We start from the raw sequence: 16,318 nt of genomic DNA, 5'->3' as shown, positions 1-16,318 counted from the left end.
GGGGCCTTTTGCTGCCGCGAGGATGCGGCTGAACGATACGCTCGGGTTAAATCGGATCTTATATTTCGCATGCGCTTTATATGGCTCCATTTTTGGGTACAGTGTTGAGCCGATATTGCATTGGGGGATATATGAGCGATGAGACACGTGGCCGCGAGGATGCGGCCCAGGATGCGGAAGCATGTGCCGAGGCCCTGGAGAGCCTTGACCGGATTGCGCTAGACGAGCTCTCGTTGAGCGATTTGGCCGTCGACGCGCAGGACGAGGTGCGCGAAGGCACTGAGGACGAAGGCAGCGACGCCAAAGACGCTTCTGACGAGGCCGAAGCCGAAGCCGAAGCCGAAGCCGAAGCCGAAGCCGAAGAGGACGATAGCAGGGACGACGTCCAGTCGGAATCCGCCTCGGGAGAAGAGACCGCCCTGCTTGGCAGCTTGCCTGCCGATGACTCGCTCACCCGCGAGCTTCCTGGCCTGGGTTCTGCGCCGGCCGTCGACGAGACCATCGCCATGGGCGATATTCCCCTGCCGTCCGTTCCCTCGGCACGCGAAGCCGAGGCTCGCCATCACAAGATGTCGCCCAAGCGACGCAATTTGATGGTTGCCGGCGTCGTTGCCGCCGCGCTCGTTGCCGGCGGCGCGGGCTATGCCGCTTGGAACGGATACCAACAAGAACAGGCCGCCGTCGCTGCCGTCAACGCCCACACCATGATGTCGGTGCAGATTGGCGTACATGCCGCAGGGCTCGACTGTTCCACCGGCTCCAAGATTCCCGTGCAGGTGAGCGGGCAAGACTCTGACGGCTCCTCCGTGAGCGAGACGCTCTATGTTGATGAGCACGGTCGCGGTATTAAGCTGCTGCCTGGCGACTATACGCTCTCCATCGCTGGGTCCCCCATCGCAGCTGACGGTACCATTTACACCGTGCCGACCACCAAGGCGCAGGTTAGCGTAAAGAGCGACGGGCAGGACCTGAGCACTCAGGCATCCTTTAAGCTTAAGGTACCTTCGGCAGACACGGTGACCGACGACCAGATCGATGCCGCGGCCAAGTACGCCGAGGAGGGCGGCGCGAGCTCTGCCGCGGTCGCAAAGGTGCTCCAGCAGGCGGCAACCGCGCGCCGTGACGCCGCCGTCAATGCCATGAGTTCCCGCGAGGCGCAGGCGGCCCGCGACGCCGATGCTCGGCATAAGGCAACGAACCTGTATCAGCTCGATATTCCCGTTGAGTGGTACGGCAAAGTCGCGACTTGGCAAAACGGCAATACGCTGTGCATCTATCTTGCCAGCGACAGCAATACGCCGATCGCGACGCTTGTCGCAGTGCGCGACGGCGAGAGCTTTACGCCCGATAAGGGCGATACGGTTTTAGGTGCGGCAAGCCTTGGCAACGGCTACACGGTCTACGCCAGCGGCCCCGTCTATCCGTATGTGGTGCCCCAGACCATCAACGGGCGCACGCAAGACCCCGTGTCGACCTACCCCATGGACACGGCCATTGAGCTTGTCGAGCTTACAACCGGCAACCGCTATACCTATAGCCAGATCAAGAACGTACTGGTCGGTAAAGACGGCAAGGCAGACGCCGCGACCAAACTCGAGACCGACTACCTCGCCCAGATTCTGATGCCAAGCATCAAGGCCCAAGACTAGACGGCCGCAGCGAGGGTAGCTAATTTGGGACGGGGCTTTTTAGCTGCCCCGACCGTTAATCGACTAAACCGGCACATTACCAGCCGGGGCAGCTAAAAAAGCCCCGTCCCAAATTAGCTACCCTGCAGGAGTTAGCGCCACGGATCGGCTTCGAACATCGGCTCGCGCTCGGGGCGGCGATCGCTGTAGGGATCGTAGCCGTCGTCGTCCTCGTTCTCGGCACGGATGTAGGGGTCGCGCGGCTTGGGTGCCGGCTTAGGCGCAGGCTTGGGTGCGGCGGGCGCTGACTCAGGCGCCGGTGCGTTCGTCTCGTTCTCGTCTTTCATCTGCATAGCTCCTTGCCATGTACTCACGTTCAACATCATCGATTGTCGCACGAAAAAGGGCGGCGGACCCAATTGGATCCGCCGCCCTTGGCGTTTGGCTCAAAAGGTAGATTTTAAGGCATGGCCCAACAATCTACTCGGCGTCGGGCACCTCGTAGGTGGCAGACGGCGTGTTATCGCACACGACGGTAAAGGCACCGTCCTTGTCGACGTCAACCGTCACCTGATCGCCCTCGCGCACCGTACCGTCGATGATAGCGGCGGCGATGGCGTCCACGACCTCGCGCTGCACCAGACGCTTGAGCGGACGGGCACCAAAGACCGGGTCCAGACCGCCCACGGCGAGCATCTGCTTGGCCGCCGGGGTGATGGCAAGCGTCATGCGCTCCTTGGCCAGACGTGCGCGGACGTCGGCGAGCTGAATATCGACGATCTTTTCGATCTGCGCCATGCCGAGCGGATGGAACACCACGATATCGTCGATACGGTTGAGGAACTCGGGACGGAAAGTCTGAGCCATGGCCGCGTCAACCTGATGGCGCATCTCCTCCTCGTCCTTGCCCGAAAGATCGGCGATGGCCTTGGAGCCCACGTTGGACGTCATGATGATGATCGTGTTCTTGAAGGACACCTGACGACCCTGACCATCGGTCAGACGACCGTCGTCGAGCACCTGCAGCAGCACGTTGAAGACATCCGGATGGGCCTTCTCCATCTCGTCGAGCAAGATTACGGAGTACGGGCGACGGCGCACGGCCTCGGTGAGCTGTCCACCCTCGTCGTAGCCCACGTATCCCGGGGGCGCACCGATCAGACGCTGAACGCTGAACTTCTCCATGTACTCGGACATGTCGATACGCACGAGCGCGCGCTCGTCATCGAACAGGCACTCGGCCAGCGCCTTGGCGAGTTCGGTCTTGCCCACACCGGTGGGGCCCAGGAAGAAGAAGCTGCCGATGGGCTTGTCCGGATCGGAGAGGCCCGCACGGCTACGGCGCACGGCCGCGGCGACGGCGGAGACGGCCTCATCCTGGCCGATGACGCGCTTATGCAGCTCGCCTTCCAAGCCCTTCAGCTTGTCGAGCTCACCCTGCATCATCTTGGAGACGGGCACACCGGTCCAGGCGCTCACGACCTCGGCGATCTCGTCGGAGGTCACCTGCTCGTTGAGGCCTTCACCGTCCTGCTGCTTTTGTGCCTCGAGCGCGGCCTCGGAATCCTGAATCTGCTGCTGCAGACCCGGAATCACGGAGTAACGCAGCTCGGACGCACGGCCCAAGTCTCCGTTGCGCGTCGCACGTTCCTCTTCGCTCTTGGCCTCATCGAGCTGGCCCTTGAGCTCCTGCACATGGTCGATGGCGTTCTTTTGGTTGAGCCAACCGGCCTTTTGCACGTTGAGCTTTTCCTGGACCTCGGCGATTTCCTGGCGCAGGGTCTCCAGACGCTCCTTGGAGGCGTCGTCGGTCTCCTTCATGAGCGCCTGTTCCTCGATCTGCAGCTGGGTGAGCTGACGCGTGGTGGCGTCGATCTCGACCGGCATGCTGTCGAGCTCCATGCGCAGGCGGCTTGCCGCCTCATCGACCAGGTCGATGGCCTTGTCGGGCAGGAAGCGGTCGGCGATGTAGCGATCGGAGAGGTCGGCGGCGGCCACGAGCGCGCTATCGGTAATGTGCACGCCGTGGAAGATCTCGTACTTCTCCTTGAGGCCACGCAGAATCGAGATGGTGTCCTCGACGGTAGGCTCGGAGACCATAACGGTCTGGAAACGACGGGCGAGCGCCGCGTCCTTCTCGATGTACTTGCGGTATTCGTCGAGCGTGGTCGCGCCGATCGCGTGCAGGTCGCCACGGGCGAGCGCAGGCTTGAGGATGTTGCCGGCGTCCATGGAGCCCTCGGTGGCACCCGCGCCCACGATGGTATGGAGCTCATCGATGAACAGGATGACCTTACCCTCGGACTTCTGTACCTCCTTGAGCACGGCCTTCAAGCGGTCCTCGAACTCGCCGCGGTACTTGGCGCCGGCGACCAGCGCGCTCATGTCGAGCTCGATGAGGTCGCGGTCGCGCAGGGTGCTCGGTACGTCGCCGGCCACGATACGCTGGGCGATGCCCTCGACGATGGCCGTCTTGCCGACGCCCGGCTCGCCAATGAGCACGGGGTTGTTCTTGGTGCGGCGGGACAGAACCTGGATGGTGCGACGGATCTCATCGGTACGGCCGATGACCGGGTCGAGCTTGCCGGCACGGGCCAGATCGCAGATATTGCGGCCGTACTGTTCCAGTGCCTCAAACTGCGTCTTGTCCTCAGCAGACGTCACGCGGTCATCGCCGCGCAGCTCCTCGTAGACTTGCTCGATGCGCTCCTTGGTGACGCCTGCGTCGCGCAGAACGCGGCCGGCCTCGCCCTTGTCCTCGGCAAGTGCCATCAGCAGATGCTCGGTCACTACAAAGCTGTCGCCCATCTTGGTGGCCTTTTTCTCGGCCTTCTCGATGACACGGACGAGCTCGTTGGACAGGCCCATCTGCTGGCCCTCGCCCGAAACCTTGGGTGCGCGGTCGATGGCATCTTGCGTGGAGTGTGCAAGCTGGGCTGGGTCGGCGCCGATGCGCTCGATAATCACGGAGATATTGCGCTCGCCGACACCGAGCAGGGCGGACAGCAGGTGAATCGGCTCCACCGCGCCGGCCTGTGCGTCGGCAGCCGTGCTCATGGCGGTCTGCAACGCCTCGCGCGACGTCATTGCTAGCTTATCGATTCTCATGGAATCACCTCTCTTGGGGCGGCCGCCCTACGGGGCGGCTTCACGTTGTCCGAGAAGTATTGTTGCCAGCTTTGTACGATCTTATACACAAATCTAAGTCTCTATATATAAGATTTTCTGAGTGATTGATGGATAGGGAGCAGGCACGCTCACCCGCTGCGGCCTCGTCCCCTTACTATCTCAATCTGTAACATCTAGCGGCTGTTTATGGCTCCAGATGTTACAAATCAAGATGAAATGGCCAGCGGCAACCGTTTGTCTCAATCTGTAACATCTACTCGGCAAATAGATCTCTATCTGTTACAAATCGAGACGAACAGAAGACACCCGAATCGAAAATCTAAATCTGTAACACCAGACCCACTTTTAGCGGCCAAGATGTTACAGGTCGAGACAAACCGAGAACCGCCAAAAAGGTGCCTGCCCCCTTTGTGGCGGTTCTCGACAAAAAAGAAGCCGCCCCATTAACAGAGGCGGCATCAAGCAAGTCTATTTATTAGCGTCCCTCAAGACCCAACGAGAACGTCGCGGTAGCCCCGGACACACCTTTCCCTCGGGCGACCCTCGCGAAGCGCGTGAGCGGGCGGGAAAGGATAAGCCCCGGGCGGACAATTAAGTGCGTTACTCGGCAGCGGCCTTGAACTTGTTGTAGTTGATCAGGCAGCCGGCCTTGACGATGGCACGCTCCTCAGCCGTCATATCGGCAATGTAGAGCTCAATCTGCTCGACCGCACCATCGGCGCGCACCACGTAGGCGGCGATGTCCTTCAGGTCGCCATCGAGCGCGGCACGGATACCCGGCACAAAGACGTAGTCGCCCACCTCAAAGTTGGGCTCGGCCTCCATCTGGAAGGGCACCATGCCCCAGTTCATCACATTGGAGCGATAGCGCTTGGTGGCGTACTCGTGGACGATGTTGGCCAGACCGCCAATCACGCGCTGGCAGCTCGCGGCCTGCTCGCGGGCAGAACCGTCACCGGGCTTCTTGGCATAGAGCATGGAGCCGTACTCGGTCGCCTTGGCATCTGCCGCGACGCCGGCGCCGGCCAACGCCTCAAACACGCCGGCAAGCTCGGCATCGAGTGCCGCCAGATCGCCCGCCGCCTCGCCGGCAACGCGGCGCTTCTCCACGGCGTCGACCTCCTTGGAACGACCCACGTAGGCCGGATCGCGGCGGCTGAGCGTAAACTCTGCCAGGCCCAGCGGATTGGAGCGGAAGGAGCTCGTCTCGCCCGAGGGAATGAGCTCGTCGGTCGTGGTGACCGGGTCCATGATCTTGGAGCACACCTTGAGCAGGATATCGTCGCCGAGAGGCTCCATCGCGGGCCACGGCTTGATGTTGGGGCCTTCGACCAGCTCGTCGGCAGGCTCGGCCTTGCCAAAGCCCCAGTACACGCGCTTTTTATACGGCGCGTCGTCAAAGGTGTACTCGCAGGCCTCATCCCAAGTCTCCTCGGGCAGGTCGGTCGCCGGCGTCAGGACGCCGCCGTTGGCAGCCGTCGCCGCAATGGAGCGAGCGTCCATTAGGGCCACGGCGCTCAGCTGACCATTGCCCGGCTTGGAACCCTCGCGGTTGGGGAAGTTGCGCGTGGTGTGGCGGATGGACAGGCCGTTGTTGGCAGGCGTGTCGCCGGCACCAAAGCACGGACCGCAGAACGCCGTGCGCACGATCGCGCCGGCCTCCATAAGGTCGTAGATATAGCCACGGCGCGTAAGTTCGAGTGCCACGGGCTGGCTCGTGGGATAGACCGATAGCGAGAACTCGCCGCAGCCGGTGTTGGCGCCCTTGAGCACGCGGGCAGCCTGGACCACGGAGTCGTAGTTGCCGCCCGAGCAGCCGGCGATAACGCCCTGTTGCACGTGAAGCTTGCCGTCGACGATCTTGTCGAGCAGGCTAAAGTGCGTCTTGCCCTCGCCGATCTTGGCGGCCTCGAGCTCCACCTCATGCAGGATGTCCTCGAGGTTCTCGTTGAGCTCCTCGATCTCAAAGCCGTTGGAAGGATGGAATGGCAGCGCGATCATTGGCTCGATGCTCGACAGATCGACCTCGACGCAACCGTCGTAGTAGGCGACATCGGCGGGCTTGAGCTCGCGGTAGTCGTCGCCGCGACCGTGCATGGCCAAAAACGCGTGCGTGTCCTCGTCGGTGGCCCAGATGCTCGACAGGCAGGTGGTCTCGGTGGTCATGACGTCGACGCCGTTGCGGTAATCGGTCGTCATGCTCGCGATGCCGGGGCCCACAAACTCCATGACCTTGTTCTTGACATAGCCCTTGGCAAAGACGGCACGGATGATGGCGAGCGCCACGTCGTGCGGGCCGACGCCGGGACGCGGGGCGCCCGTGAGGTAGATAGCAACGACGCCGGGATAGGCAACGTCGTAGGTGTCGCGCAGCAACTGCTTTGCCAGCTCGCCGCCGCCCTCGCCCACGGCCATGGTGCCCAGGGCGCCATAGCGGGTGTGCGAGTCGGAGCCCAGGATCATCTTGCCGCAACCGGCGAAGTTCTCGCGCATAAAGGAGTGGATGACGGCGATGTGCGGCGGAACGAAGATGCCGCCGTACTTTTTGGCCGCGGAAAGGCCAAAGACGTGGTCGTCCTCGTTGATGGTGCCGCCCACGGCGCACAGCGAGTTATGGCAGTTGGTGAGCACGTAGGGCAGCGGGAACTGCTCCATGCCCGAGGCGTGCGCCGTCTGGATGATGCCGACGAAGGTGATGTCGTGGCTCGCCATGGCATCGAAGCGAATCTTGAGCGCCTCGGGGTCGCCGGACGTATTGTGTGCCTGGAGGATCGAATACGCGATGGTGCCGCGCTTGGCATCCTCGGGCGTCTGCGTAATACCGCGCTCGGCAGCCTCGGCCGCAGGCACAACCTCGCTGCCGCCGCGCAGGTAGATGCCGTCTTCGTACAGCTTGACCATACTGTCTCCCACTCTGCCCAAAAGATTTGGGCGCATAGCATGCATTCGTTCAATATCGTGCCATAGAACGGTTGCGAGTGGGTTACGAATCTGCACGTTCACTTTATCTCGGTAAAGTACAGGACGAGCCCGATGTGGGTCAGCAGATTTGGTGCAAGAGCGTCCCTTACGACTAGTCATTTAAGAACGTCCCCAATGACTACCCATAACAACGCCGCTGCTTTGGCAACGACAGCGAGCGGGCCCCAATGACTACCAACGACTACTGCATCCGGAGCAAGGCAACGCCGCAGGTAGAGGACGGACAGCGAGCGACGTCCAGAGCGAACAAGTTGGCATGAAAAAGGCAAGGCATAGACCTTCTGGTCATGCCTTGCCTTTTGAATGACAAATTGTCGCTCTGGGCGGCGCGCAGCGTCGACCGGTCCGCCGTTCGTTAGAACGGCGGAACCTAGAGATCCCCGCCGGCGCCCAGCAGCTTGCGCATGACCTGTTCGGGATTAACCGAGCCATCGCGCGGGGCCAGGGAGGTGATCTTCTTCTGCATCTTGTACTCGTGCAGCTCGTCCTCGAGCTGGCGCATGCGGGCGCGGAGCTTTTCGTTCTCGCGCTCGCGCTCCTCGGCACGCTCCTTCATATCGAGGATGCGCACCACGCCGGCAAGGTTGATGCCCTCGTCGGTCAGCTGGTTGATGAGCTCCAGGCGCTCGATATCGGCACGCGAATACAGGCGCGTGTTGCCGCCCGAGCGCTGGGGGTTCACCAGACCCTTGGACTCGTAGACGCGCAGAGTCTGCGGATGCATGCCGGTCAGCTCGGCCGCCACGCTGATCATGTACAGCGGTTTGTTCCTATTGTCCTCGGCCATGCTACCTGACCCCTTTCCGTCTCGTTATCGTCCATCATAAGCCCGCGGGCGTGGGCGTGCACCGCGACCGCCCTAGAACGTCGCCTTGTAACGGTTAACTTTCTCGCGGTAGTCGCGCGTGTCGGCCTCGCGCAGCTTGGTCATGGCATCGCGCTCGTCATCGGATAGGTTCGTGGGAACCTGCACCTTGATCTCGACGAGCAGCGCGCCCGTACGGCCACGGTGCTTAACGTCGGGCGCCCCCATCTCCTTAAAGCGGAACTTCTTGCCCGTCTGGGTACCCGCAGGCACTTTCAAACGGACCGTCGCACCGCCGGGCGTGGGCACATCCACCGTGCAGCCGAGCGCCGCCTCGTAGACCGAGACCGGTACCTCCATGGTCACGTCGGCGCCTTTGCGCTTAAACAGCGGGTGCTCCTCCACATGCGTGGTCACGACCAGGTCGCCGCGCTCGCCGCCGGCGACGCCATACTCGCCGCGACGCTTGTAGCGTAGCTTGCCGCCGTCGACCGCGCCCGCGGGCACCGAGACCGTAATGGTCTGCTGCTCGCCTGTCGAGGGAATGCGATAGGTGACCTTGTGCGTCACGCCGCGAAACGCGTCCTCGGCCGTCACATCGACGGTCAGCGACAGGTCGCCGCCCTTGCGAGCGCGGCTGCGACCCGCGCCGGCACCGGCAGCGCCCGCAGCCCCGGCAAAGCCCGAGCCCCAATCGCTGCCCCAGGCGCCGTTGCCGCTAAAGATGCTGTCGAAGATGTCGCCCCAGCCGCTGGCACCCGCGCCGGCACCGTAGCCGCCGCCATACGCGCCGCCTGCGCCCGGCATGCCGCCAAACATGAGCATCTGGTCGTACTCTTTGCGCTTCTTCTCGTCCGAAAGCGTCTCGTAGGCCTCGCTGATCTCCTTGAACTTGGCCTCGTCGCCGCCGGCGTCGGGGTGATATTTTTGCGCGAGCTTGCGAAACGCGCTCTTGATCTCTTTGTCGGAGGCGCTCTTGGATACGCCCAGGATGTCATAGAAGGTTTTGCCTGCAGCCATCGTAGCTCCTCTCCTGTTTTATCCGTCGCCCAGCGGGCGGCGGTTCATGCTTTCATATGGCACTAGGCCAGAAAGGGCCCCGGGTGTTGCCCCGGGGCCCTTCTCAATTACTCCTCGGTGCTCTCGGCCGTATCGGCCGCAGCATCCTCGGGCGCCGCTTCGGGCTCCGGTGTGGGGCGCTTTTCGCCACCGTAGGTCACCGTCACCATCGCGGAACGCAGGATGCGGTCCGCCATGCGGTAGCCCTTCTGGTACACGTCGTTGACGGTCTCGTCGTACTGCGACGAGTCCTCGACGCGACCCACAGCCTGGTGCTCGAGCGGATCGAACGCCTCGCCCTTGGGGTCGATGGGCTCAACGCCCTCGTGCGCAAACACATCGAGTAGCTTGGCATGCACCGCGTCGACGCCGTCGACGAACTGCTTAAAGTCGTCGGCAAGCTCTTGGCTGCGGGCATGGTCGATCGCACGCTCGATATCGTCGACCACCGGCAGCAGCGCAGTGACGAGCTTCTCTGTCGCGCGCTCACGCTCGGCGATACGCTCGTTGGCGGTGCGGCGACGGAAGTTCTCCCAGTCGGCCTGCAGACGGGCGGTGCGCTCGGTGGCGTCCTTCGCCTTGTCCTCGGCAGCCTTCTGAGCCTCTGCCGCAGCATCGAGCTCGTTGCGCACGTCGGCAAGCTCCTTCTGGGCCTGCTCGAACTTGAGCTTAAAGTCGTTGTCGGCGGCTTCCTCACCGGCGCGGATAGCGGCTTCCACCATCTCGTCCTCGGTCATCGTCGCCTCCTTGTTGGAATCCTCTACCTGGTTCTCGACAGCCTCGGCGGCCTCGGCCTCGTTGGCCTCGGTATCGTCGATGGCCTCTACGGGAATCTTCACGTCCTTCTCCTCAGAGTCAACGGGGGCGGCTCCAACGGCAGCCGCCTCCGTGCGAGCTTTACGGGCGGACATGATTACTTGTCCTCGTCGTCCACAACCTCGTAGTCGGCGTCGACGACGTCATCGTCGGCAGGCTGGGCGCCGGCGGCACCGTCGGTCTGCTGCTGAGCGTCGGCGTAGACAACCTGAGCCAGCTCGTAGGCCACGGACTGCAGGGACTCGCCAGCGGCCTTGATGGCCTCGACGTCAGAGCCCTCGAGCGCCTTCTTGGCATCGGCGATAGCGGCCTCGGCCTTGGACTTCACGTCGGCGGAAACCTTGTCGCCCAGCTCGTTGAGGGTCTGCTCGGTGGAGTAGCACAGGCTGTCGGTCTGGTTGCGGACCTCGACCTCTTCCTTCTGCTTCTTGTCCTCCTCGGCATGAGCCTCGGCGTCCTTGACCATACGATCGACTTCTTCGTCGGACAGAGCGGTGGAGCCGGAGATGGTGATCTGCTGCTCCTTGCCGGTGCCCTTGTCCTTAGCGGAGACCTTGACGATGCCGTTGGCGTCGATGTCGAAGGTGACCTCGATCTGCGGCACGCCGCGGCGGGCAGCCGGGATACCGGTCAGCTGGAACTTACCGAGCGACTTGTTGTCGCGGGCAAGTTCGCGCTCGCCCTGGAGCACGTTGATCTCGACGCTGGTCTGGTTGTCGGCAGCGGTGGAGTAGACCTCGGTCTTGGAGGTCGGAATCGTGGTGTTGCGGTCGATCATCTTGGTCATGATGCCGCCCATGGTCTCGACGCCCAGCGACAGCGGGGTAACGTCGAGCAGCAGGATGCCCTCGACGTCGCCGGTGAGCACGCCGCCCTGGACGGCAGCGCCGTCGGCAACGACCTCGTCGGGGTTTACGGACATGTTGGGCTGCTTGCCGGTCATGGTCTTGACGAGCTCCTGGACGGCGGGCATACGGGTGGAGCCGCCGACGAGGATGACCTCGGTCAGATCGGAGAGCTTAAGGTTAGCGTCGCGCAGGGCGTTGGTGACAGGCTGCTTGCAGCGCTCGAGCAGGTCGCGGGTGATCTTCTCGAACTCGGCGCGGGTCAGCGTGTAGTTGAGGTGCAGCGGGCCGGACTGGTTCATGGTGATGAACGGCAGGTTGATAGTGGACTGCTGGGCGGCGGAGAGCTCCTTCTTGGCGTTCTCGGCGGCCTCCTTCAGACGCTGCAGGGCCATGGGGTCCTGACGCAAGTCGACACCGTTCTCCTGCTGGAACTTATCGGCCATCCAGTCGATGACGCGCTGATCCCAGTCGTCGCCGCCCAGGTGGTTGTCGCCCGAGGTGGACAGAACCTCAAACACGCCGTCGGCGAGGTCGAGGATGGAGACGTCGAAGGTACCGCCGCCCAGGTCGAAGACCAGGATGCGCTGGTCGGAGCCCTGCTTGTCCAGGCCATAGGCCAAAGCGGCAGCGGTCGGCTCGTTGACGATACGCTTAACGTTGAGGCCGGCGATCTTACCGGCGTCCTTGGTGGCCTGACGCTGGGCGTCGTTGAAGTAGGCCGGGACGGTGATGACGGCGTCGGTGACGGTCTCGCCCAGATACTTCTCGGCGTCGGCCTTCATCTTTGCGAGCGTCATGGCGCTCACCTGCTCGGCGGTGTATTCCTTGCCCTCGATGTCGACGACGGCACGGCCACCCTGGCCCTCCTTGACCTCATACGGCACGGTCTTGAGCTCGGAGGTGCACTCGGAGTACTTGCGGCCCATGAAGCGCTTGATGGAGAACACGGTGTTCTTGGGGTTGGTGACCGCCTGGTTCTTAGCGGCCTTGCCCACGACGCGGTCGCCGTCGGCACGGAAGCCCACGACAGACGGGGTGGTGCGGTCGCCCTCGGCGTTCACGATGATGGTCGGAGAACCGCCCTCGAGAACAGCCATTGCGGAGTTAGTAGTACCAAGGTCGATACCAAGAATCTTGCCCATTAGAAATTCCCTCTCTCTTGTGCGTTTGCACCGACTCGGCGGTCTGCCAAGCGGTCTTTCGGCTTGTCTTTCAGGATGTAGTGTATCCCCTTATGGACCGGAATATACAAAATCTAAGTCAATTCATATAAGATTTCTTATCATTTAGAGTTTAGGTTCTCGAATGCGCAGGTAGATGCGCTGATTGAGTTCTCGGCAAATCTATCGAGATCTATGTAGAGATGGCTGAGGTTTGGGCCGGGGGCGCCTGGGGCTGCTTTACGGAAAGCTCGTCCCGGTTTGAGCGTGGATTCCGGGTCGTAGTTTCCGTCTGAAGGCTCAACCGGAAACCATATCCCGTTTTGAGAGCTGATACCGGGTCGCAGTTTCCGCTAGCGGGCCCAACCGGAAACTGCGACCCGTTTTTCGACCAGATAACGGGATGCGCTTTCCGAAAGCCCACTCAATTGCTCAATAATTCGAGTCACCTTTAGCTAACATCTGCACAGCTCACCAGTCTCACCTGTGCGTTTCTTAGTAAGCCTTGGCATACTCGGCGAATGGTATGAAGATGCCGGCCAGAGGGTATTGCAAACGGTCGCTCACGTGGTATGTTTTTGCCCGAATCAAACCGGCGCGCATCGCCTGTAGCGTCGGTCAACAGAGAGGAAACTACCATGGCTCATCCCGTAATTGATGCCGACGAGTGCATCGCTTGTGGCGTTTGCGTCGACTCCTGCCCCGCTGGCGTTCTGGAGCTCCAGGACGTCGCTACCGTTGCTGACGAGGACTCCTGCGTCGCCTGTGGCGCTTGCCAGGACGCTTGCCCCGCCGGCGCGATCACCGAGATCGTCGAGGAGTAACAGCTCTTCCACCTGCACACACTCAAAAGTACACCGTGCACAAACAAAAAGGAGGCCTCCGCATCGCCGCGAAGGCCTCTTTTTTGTGCGGATAGCTAATTTGGCACCGTCGCAGGTTGAGCATAAGTCAGCGAAAACGCCCCCAAGCGAGCAAGGTGACGTGAAAGAGGAGGGAAGCGTACTTTTGTACGCGACCGACGATTGAACGTCAGATTGCCGCTTAGGGGCGTTTGCAGCGTCGGCTACGACAGATCGTCTTCGTAGGGCATCAGGTCTGCCAGATAGCCCTTCTCCTTGAGCATAGCCTCGATCTCGTCGAGGGCTTGCTCATCCTCTGCCGCGATGCGATGGAAGTGATAGCCGCTCGTCACCGTTAGTAGTGGAAAGCTCTTGCCGCTCTCGATATCGTGCAGGTAGCGCTCAACATCGCGACGATTGCGGATGTCCAGGTCGGCCGTGATCTTACCGTACACGCGGTGGTTGACGATTACGTTGAGCACGGCGCCTCCGGCGTCGACGATACTCGTGAGCTCATCGCCTGTCTGCTCCACGCTATGGCGAACCTTGACCAGGCGCGTGGGCACGGCGGGGCTGCTGGGGGCCTCCTGCAGCACGTAGCCGCGATTGGTCGCCACGATATCGTGCCCATCGGCGCGCAGCAGGGCGATGTCTTGCACGACAACCTGGCGGCTCACACCCACCTCGCGAGCAAGCGTACTGCCGGAGACGGGGTCTTTGGCTCGCTCGAGCACGCCCATAATGGCACGGCGACGCTCGCGGGCGTCCATTATTTACCGTCCAGCAGACGCAGGTGCTTAAGCGAGAGGTCGAGAATCGGCGCAGAGTGCGTCAACGCCCCCGAGCTAATAAAGTCAACGCCCAGGTCGGCAAGCGCACGGATATTGCTGGCATCCACGTTGCCCGAACACTCGGTCTTGGCGCGACCGGCAATAAGCTCAATCGCGGCAGCCATGTCATCGTGGGTCATGTTGTCGAGCATGATGATGTCGGCGCCGGCCTCCACGGCCTCGCGCACCATGTCCAGGTTCTCGCACTCGATCTCGACCGTCGCGGTAAACGATGCATGGGCGCGCGCCATCTCGATCGCACGCGTCACGCCACCGGCGGCGTCGATGTGGTTGTCCTTGAGCATGACGGCCGTCGACAGGTTGTAGCGGTGGTTGCTGCCGCCGCCGATCTCGACCGCGGCCTTCTCGAAGACGCGCATACCCGGGGTGGTCTTGCGCGTGTCGACGAGCACGGTCTTGGTGCCCTCGAGCGCCGCAGCCATCTGGTGCGTATAAGTAGCGATACCGCTCATGCGCTGCAGGTAGTTGAGCGCCACGCGCTCGCCCGAAAGCAGCACGCGCGCATCGCCGCGCACCTGGCCCACATGGTCGCCGGCGTGCACCTCGTCGCCATCGGCAACATCAAACAGCACCGAGCTCTGCGAATCCAGCAGCTCAAAGGTACGAGCGAACACATCCAGGCCCGCGATGATGCCATCGGCCTTGGCGATGAGCTCCACCGTGGCGGGACGCGCCGTGGGGCACACGCTCGCCGTGCTCACGTCCTCAAACGTAATGTCCTCGCGCAGAGCCTGCAGAATCAGATCATCGACGACGAGCTTCATGGTAATGGGGTTCATGGTCTACTCCTCCACGGCCTGCGTGCCGGCGGCACGGGCCAAATCATCGATTGCCAGGGTGTCGGCGCTCAGGGCGCGATGACGGCCATCGAGCGCGGGCTCGCCCGCCTGCTCCACGGCGAGCGACTGGCCGGTACGCATGTGCCACGCGGCGCGACGACCCCAGACCAGCGCCTCGAGCAGGCTGTTTGATGCAAGGCGGTTCTTGCCGTGAACGCCGTTGCAGGCCGTCTCGCCGGCGGCGTAGAGCTCGGGCATCGAGGTGCGGCCGTCCTTGTCGACCCACACGCCGCCCATAAAGTAGTGCTGCGTGGGTGTGACGGGAATGGGCTCGTCCAAGATGTCGCGGCCGTCCTCCAGGCAGCGTGCGCGAATGTTGGCAAAGTGTCCGGTTACCACGTCGCGCTCAACGGGGGCAAAACTCAGCCACTCGTGCTCGGTACCATCCTGCTTCATCTGCTCGCGGATGGCGGCGGCGACCACATCGCGCGGCTGAAGCTCATCGGTAAAGCGCTCGCCGGCGGCGTTAAGCAAAATCGCGCCCTCGCCGCGGCAGCTCTCGCTGATCAGGAAGGTGCGGCCCGGCTGCGGCGAGAACAGTCCCGTGGGGTGAATCTGCACGTAGTCCAGGTGCTCCATCTTAATGCCATGCTCCTGGGCGATGTAGCAGGCATCGCCCGTGAGCTGCGGGTAGTTGGTCGAGTGGTCGTATACACCGCCGATGCCGCCTGTCGCCCACAGCGTGTGGCGGGCATGGATTTTAAACGGCTCGCCGGCATGCACGCCCTCGGCGGCATTTGCCAGCTCGTCGGCGGGGCGAACCGAGTTGTCCTCGTCCACGGGAACGGCGACGACGCCGAGGCACGCCGTGGCGCCATCACGCTCGCCCGTCAGGATGTCGGTCATGGCCACGTGCTCCAAAATCTGCACGTTATCCAGCTTGCGAACGGCCTGGAGGAGCTTGGTCGTGATCTCCTTGCCCGTAATGTCGGCATGGAAGGCGATGCGCGGGCGGCTGTGCGCACCCTCGCGGGTAAAGTCGAGGCTGCCGTCGGCCTTGCGCTCAAAGTCCACGCCCATGGCCAGCAGGTCGTTGATGACCGAGCGGCTCGAGCGGATCATGATGTCGACGCTCTCGCGGCGGTTATCGTAGTGGCCGGCGTGCATAGTGTCCTCAAAGAAGGCGTCGTAGTCAGAGCCTTCGGGAAGCACGCAGATACCGCCCTGCGCGAGCATCGAATCGCACTCGTCGACAGCGCCCTTGGAGAGCATGATCACGCGCGTGCTCGTCGGCAGATTGAGGGCCGCGTATAGGCCCGCCACGCCGCAACCGGCAATGACGACGTCGCACTCCGTGTCGGGGCATTGTTTGGTTTCCACAGGAATCCTCTCCCTTGTAATGTGGCATAAGGGGTGGTC

At 62.5% G+C, this 16,318-nt stretch carries 12 protein-coding genes; 2 read left to right on the top strand and 10 right to left on the bottom strand.

Translation table 11 applies throughout. The features are described from left to right. The first annotated feature begins 131 nt into the window (after positions 1-131). Positions 132-1,649, top strand: a complete 1,518-nt coding sequence (locus ACQRCA_RS05315) for a hypothetical protein (RefSeq protein ID WP_427719311.1) — start codon at positions 132-134, stop codon at positions 1,647-1,649. A gap of 131 nt (positions 1,650-1,780) precedes the next feature. Here the strand turns inward: ACQRCA_RS05315 and ACQRCA_RS05310 are convergent, their stop codons facing one another. From ACQRCA_RS05310 to dnaK, 7 genes are all read right to left on the bottom strand, one after another. Further along, the gene (locus tag ACQRCA_RS05310; protein WP_229770727.1) at positions 1,781-1,975 is read right to left on the bottom strand and encodes a hypothetical protein; all 195 of its coding nucleotides are present in this window, start codon (positions 1,973-1,975) and stop codon (positions 1,781-1,783) included. Positions 1,976-2,108: 133 nt separating this feature from the next. Then, a complete protein-coding gene (gene clpB / locus ACQRCA_RS05305; protein WP_427719310.1) occupies positions 2,109-4,736 on the bottom strand; it encodes an ATP-dependent chaperone ClpB in 2,628 nt (875 codons plus the stop codon). Positions 4,737-5,357: 621 nt separating this feature from the next. Further along, entirely contained in the window at positions 5,358-7,658 is a 2,301-nt protein-coding gene (locus tag ACQRCA_RS05300) for a hydratase (protein ID WP_427719308.1), read from the bottom strand. 451 nt (positions 7,659-8,109) lie between these two features. Next, positions 8,110-8,526: a heat shock protein transcriptional repressor HspR gene (locus ACQRCA_RS05295; RefSeq protein ID WP_427719306.1), complete on the bottom strand. Its 417-nt coding sequence runs from the start codon at positions 8,524-8,526 to the stop codon at positions 8,110-8,112. A gap of 72 nt (positions 8,527-8,598) precedes the next feature. Then, entirely contained in the window at positions 8,599-9,564 is a 966-nt protein-coding gene (locus tag ACQRCA_RS05290) for a DnaJ C-terminal domain-containing protein (RefSeq protein ID WP_154518131.1), read from the bottom strand. A gap of 107 nt (positions 9,565-9,671) precedes the next feature. Then, positions 9,672-10,514 (bottom strand): nucleotide exchange factor GrpE, encoded by an 843-nt coding sequence (locus ACQRCA_RS05285; protein ID WP_427719304.1) that lies wholly within the window; start codon positions 10,512-10,514, stop codon positions 9,672-9,674. A gap of 2 nt (positions 10,515-10,516) precedes the next feature. Next, on the bottom strand, positions 10,517-12,409 hold the full coding sequence (gene dnaK, locus ACQRCA_RS05280; protein ID WP_154518137.1) for a molecular chaperone DnaK: 1,893 nt from the start codon (positions 12,407-12,409) through the stop codon (positions 10,517-10,519). 590 nt (positions 12,410-12,999) lie between these two features. On the opposite strand from dnaK, the gene ACQRCA_RS05275 reads away from it, so the two are divergent. After that, a complete protein-coding gene (locus tag ACQRCA_RS05275; RefSeq protein ID WP_158564522.1) occupies positions 13,000-13,251 on the top strand; it encodes an indolepyruvate ferredoxin oxidoreductase subunit alpha in 252 nt (83 codons plus the stop codon). Positions 13,252-13,493: 242 nt separating this feature from the next. Here ACQRCA_RS05275 and ACQRCA_RS05270 read toward each other — a convergent pair whose 3' ends face one another. Genes ACQRCA_RS05270 through ACQRCA_RS05260 form a run of 3 tightly spaced genes read right to left on the bottom strand, consistent with a single transcriptional unit; the run spans position 13,494 to position 16,279 of the window. Continuing rightward, positions 13,494-14,039 carry a transcription repressor NadR gene (locus tag ACQRCA_RS05270; protein ID WP_427719302.1) on the bottom strand — a complete coding sequence of 182 codons (546 nt, stop codon included), beginning with the start codon at positions 14,037-14,039 and terminating at the stop codon, positions 13,494-13,496. Beyond that, positions 14,039-14,899 (bottom strand): carboxylating nicotinate-nucleotide diphosphorylase, encoded by an 861-nt coding sequence (gene nadC, locus ACQRCA_RS05265; protein ID WP_427719300.1) that lies wholly within the window; start codon positions 14,897-14,899, stop codon positions 14,039-14,041. Before nadC ends, ACQRCA_RS05270 begins: the two co-directional genes overlap by 1 nt. A 3-nt stretch (positions 14,900-14,902) precedes the next feature. Then, positions 14,903-16,279: an L-aspartate oxidase gene (locus ACQRCA_RS05260; RefSeq protein WP_427719299.1), complete on the bottom strand. Its 1,377-nt coding sequence runs from the start codon at positions 16,277-16,279 to the stop codon at positions 14,903-14,905. Positions 16,280-16,318 lie beyond the last annotated feature (39 nt).

The organism is Collinsella sp. SGI.095 (assembly GCF_050314535.1).
In the GTDB taxonomy this organism is placed as follows: domain Bacteria; phylum Actinomycetota; class Coriobacteriia; order Coriobacteriales; family Coriobacteriaceae; genus Collinsella.
The sequence above is the reverse complement of the archived record's forward strand: the minus strand, read 5'-3'. Positions and strand labels throughout refer to the sequence as shown.

Excerpts from the sequence above, each read along its gene's own strand:
- ACQRCA_RS05315 (WP_427719311.1), top strand. The coding sequence starts at position 132 with ATGAGCGATGAGACACGTGGCCGCGAGGATGCGGCCCAGGATGCGGAA.
- ACQRCA_RS05310 (WP_229770727.1), bottom strand. The coding sequence starts at position 1,975 with ATGAAAGACGAGAACGAGACGAACGCACCGGCGCCTGAGTCAGCGCCC.
- clpB (WP_427719310.1), bottom strand. The coding sequence starts at position 4,736 with ATGAGAATCGATAAGCTAGCAATGACGTCGCGCGAGGCGTTGCAGACC.
- ACQRCA_RS05300 (WP_427719308.1), bottom strand. The coding sequence starts at position 7,658 with ATGGTCAAGCTGTACGAAGACGGCATCTACCTGCGCGGCGGCAGCGAG.
- ACQRCA_RS05295 (WP_427719306.1), bottom strand. The coding sequence starts at position 8,526 with ATGGCCGAGGACAATAGGAACAAACCGCTGTACATGATCAGCGTGGCG.
- ACQRCA_RS05290 (WP_154518131.1), bottom strand. The coding sequence starts at position 9,564 with ATGGCTGCAGGCAAAACCTTCTATGACATCCTGGGCGTATCCAAGAGC.
- ACQRCA_RS05285 (WP_427719304.1), bottom strand. The coding sequence starts at position 10,514 with ATGTCCGCCCGTAAAGCTCGCACGGAGGCGGCTGCCGTTGGAGCCGCC.
- dnaK (WP_154518137.1), bottom strand. The coding sequence starts at position 12,409 with ATGGGCAAGATTCTTGGTATCGACCTTGGTACTACTAACTCCGCAATG.
- ACQRCA_RS05275 (WP_158564522.1), top strand. The coding sequence starts at position 13,000 with ATGTTTTTGCCCGAATCAAACCGGCGCGCATCGCCTGTAGCGTCGGTC.
- ACQRCA_RS05270 (WP_427719302.1), bottom strand. The coding sequence starts at position 14,039 with ATGGACGCCCGCGAGCGTCGCCGTGCCATTATGGGCGTGCTCGAGCGA.
- nadC (WP_427719300.1), bottom strand. The coding sequence starts at position 14,899 with ATGAACCCCATTACCATGAAGCTCGTCGTCGATGATCTGATTCTGCAG.